This is a genomic window from Alcanivorax sp. HI0083 (assembly GCF_001635175.1).
In genome coordinates, this window is sequence record NZ_LWFX01001158.1 from 1 (window position 1) to 2,743 (window position 2,743).

Annotated in this window: 1 protein-coding gene and 1 pseudogene; both read right to left on the minus strand. The window is 62.7% G+C overall.

Translation table 11 applies throughout. The features are described from left to right. A partial coding sequence (locus tag A3754_RS16495) for an efflux RND transporter permease subunit (protein WP_063520576.1) occupies positions 1-2,347 on the minus strand: 2,347 nt, incomplete at its 3' end. Continuing rightward, positions 2,344-2,743 (minus strand): annotated as a pseudogene (locus A3754_RS27810) (efflux RND transporter periplasmic adaptor subunit); the annotation flags it as partial. The gene A3754_RS16495 and the pseudogene A3754_RS27810, both read right to left, overlap by 4 nt.

Genomic DNA, 2,743 nt, shown 5'->3' on the forward strand with positions numbered 1-2,743 from the left:
GTTCCAGGTCGGTAATCTGGCGGCTGTCGGCCTGGGCCAGCCGCAGCATCACCGGCACCTCCTGGTCCTGCTCGAACCAGCGGTCCAGTTCGATGCCGTGGAACGCATTGCGCACCTGCGCCCCCACTTGCTCGGCCCGCAAACCGGCTCGCTCCCCTTCTTCACGCAGGTTGATATCCACGATAGTTCGCTGGGCATGCAGATTATTGGCCACCTCATGAACCCCCTCCATGCGCGTCAACGCCAACGCCGCCTGTTCACTCATACGCTGCAACGTAGCCAGATCCGGGTGGAACAAATTGATATGAATGTCCGGCTTCACCTGCATCAGGCTGGCATGGAACTTCACCGATAACGCATCGGCGATCACCCCGTGCTGGTCACGCCAACGCCGTGCGATTTCCCGCGGCGGCATGGCGCTGGTATCACCGCTGATCGCCAGGGTCACCCGAACCCGATATCGCGCACCGGGATCACGGGCGTTGGAGGTTTTCTGGCGCACGCCCTGTTCGGCAAACACCGCATCGATGTGGATCGGTGCCTCGGCTTGATCACCCTCAACGCCCTCTGCCAGCTGACGAGCCAGGGTATGAGCGGAGTCTTCCAGCTCGCGCACTTCCCGGGCCAGGCGCAGGTCGCCGGTGCCTTGGGGAAACACTACTTCCGCCATCACCCGATCCCCTTCTACCCGGGAAAACAGCACCATGGTCAGCCAGCCGCTGTTGACCAGCGCACAGCAGAAAATAAACAGGCCCACGAACACCACCACCAGCACATAGCGCCAATGCAGGCAGCGCCGCAGAATGGGCCGGGCGCGCCGGTCCAGCCAGCGCTCCAGACCATCGTTCAGGCGCGTGGCCAGCTGTTCGGATTTCAGCCACAGCCCCCGCGCCGGGCGATCGTGGCTCAAGTGGGCCGGCAAAATCCACAGGGACTCCACCAGCGACAGCAGCAAGATGGTGATTGAGACGATGGGGATAACCCGCATCAATGCCCCTTCCGGCCCCGGCAGAAACAACAAGGGAGCAAAGGCAAAAAGCGTGGTCATCACCGCAAACAAAATCGGTTTCGCCACCCGTTGCGCCCCACTGATAGCGGCTTGCCCTCCGGTCAGCCCCTGGCGGCGTTGGTGGTCAATGCTTTCGCCCACGATCACCGCATCATCCACCACAATCCCCAGCACCAGAATAAAGGCGAACAGGGAGATGGTGTTGAAGGACTCACCCAGCAACGGCAGCATGGCGCAGGCGCCGAGCATGCACACGGGAATCCCCAGTGCCACCCAGCCCGCCAGCCGCAGGGTCAGGAAAATGGCCAGCATGAGCGTCAGCAGTACCAGGCCTTGCAAGGCGTTACGCCAAAGCAGGTTGGAGCGCTCACTGAACTGGCGGGCATCATCACTCCACACCTGCAACCCGACACCGGGGGGCAAGTCCGCCTCAGCCAGGTAGTTACGCACCGCTCCGGCCACATCCAGCACGTTCTGATCGCCTACCCGATACACATCCAGCGCCACCGCCGGTTTGCCATCCAGCCAGGCGGCCTGGGTGTCCCGGGAAAAGCCGTCCTGCACCTGGGCCACATCGCCCAGTTTCAACAAGTCGCCCTGGTCCGACTGTCGGATCACCAGCTGCTCATAAGCACGGGCATCACCGGGCTGTTCGCCGGTCTGCAGCAGCCAGTCACCCTTGTCGCTGCGCAGCACACCACCGGCGATGCGCTGCACGCTCTGGCTGGCTGCAGCCGCAATGCCATCCAGCGTCAGCTCGTAGCGATACAGGTCATCCCGGGAAACCAGCAGCGCCATTTCCCGTTCCGGCAGGTTTTCAATATCCACGCTGGAAATAGCATCACGGTTGAGAAGTTGCCGGCGAACCCGGTTGCCCAGCTGGTACAAGTCCGTGCGTGACAAGGAGCCACTGAGCAACAACCGCACCACCCGGTTACGCACAATCAGCTCCTGCACTCGCGGGCGGGCGGCTCCCTTGGGCAGGTTATCCAGAGCATCCAGGCGCGTGCGGATCTGCTCCAGCACATCGCCCGTGTCATGCCCTTCCAGCACATCCAGCTGCACGCTGCATAACCCCTCACGGGATTCGCTGATCAGCTCGGTACCGCCCTCCACATCGTCCACCGCGGTTTCCACCGGCGTACAGACCAGTGATTCCACGGTTTCCGGGGTGGCCTGGGGGTACGCCACATAAATGCCGATGCGGTCCAGCGGCACATTGGGCAGGGTTTCCTGACGGGTATGGGGAATAGCCAGCAGCCCTGCCAGCAGCAGGGTCATCATCAACAGGTTGGCAACCGCCCCATTTCTGGCGAACCAGGCAATGGAACGATTCATGGATGTCCCTCACCACGGTTTTCGCTGTTATGGGCCAGACCAGTCTGGGCCGGACGCGGATCGATACGCATGCCTTCCAGCAGTTGCAGGTCCCCGGCCAACACCACCGAGGTCGCGCTGTTAACCCCATCGTGGAGGTAGAGGTTGTCACTGTCCTGATGCAGTATCGCCACCTGCTGACGGCGCAAGCGCTGGTCGTCGTCCAGCACCCAGACAGACTGGTCACCGGCCTGGGCAGAACGGGGCAGCACCGCCACCGCTGGCGTCGCGGCACCGCGCAGTTCCGCCTGCACCAGCACACCGGGTTCCAGCGGTAATGACTGACCGTCGTTGGCAACCTGCACGATCAGGTACATCATCTGGTTGCGGTTCAGCCCCCCTTCACGGCGCACCACC